Source organism: Pseudovibrio sp. W74, from assembly GCF_001623085.1.
Classification (GTDB): Bacteria; Pseudomonadota; Alphaproteobacteria; order Rhizobiales; family Stappiaceae; genus Pseudovibrio.
Map to the genome: position 1 here is coordinate 1 of NZ_LMCJ01000062.1, position 656 is coordinate 656.

Genomic DNA, 656 nt, shown 5'->3' on the forward strand with positions numbered 1-656 from the left:
TTGCAGGACTATATTTACGTACTTCATGATTACTCAATTCAGCTAGTCGTAGTTGGGAATTTTGTCGGCCATCTGGAACCGGCCATTGCCTTCCGGTTGCGATGTCAGGAGCGGGCCTTTTGTTGGAGACACCCGCTCCTGCTCTGCTTGGGGTGGGGGCACAATGGCACCTCCTGAAGACGATTTAGGCCTAGGGTTCAAAGCCTTAGCCGCACAATTATAAAAAGATGCCCTCGACATAGAGATCTTTCCTTCAGCAAGAAGGGCCTCAAAGATCCTATGTTTAGATACACCTCTCCCGATCTCAGCCTCGACATGCGCACGCACAAGTTGAAACTGAGTTCGGGCATCTCCCCACGGAAGTGCCATTGTTCGTTTACCCGCGCATCACGCGGGTATCCCTGATGTTTAATATTTGGATAAAGGGCTTAGACACAGTTCGACTCATCGCATTCCATGCGGAAATGCGTTAAGTCTCACGCCAATCGTGACATGAGAGTTCACTGCGACTAAAATTAGAAGTTGTAGTTCTCCTTATGCGAGTGCCAAGACTGTTTTGGTACTTGCTAGGCCCCGGTGGTTATAGGGTGGTACTTAATAACCGCCGGGGCCGCATAGCATCACAGCTATGTCAACAAGTAAAACGTGCATAACGT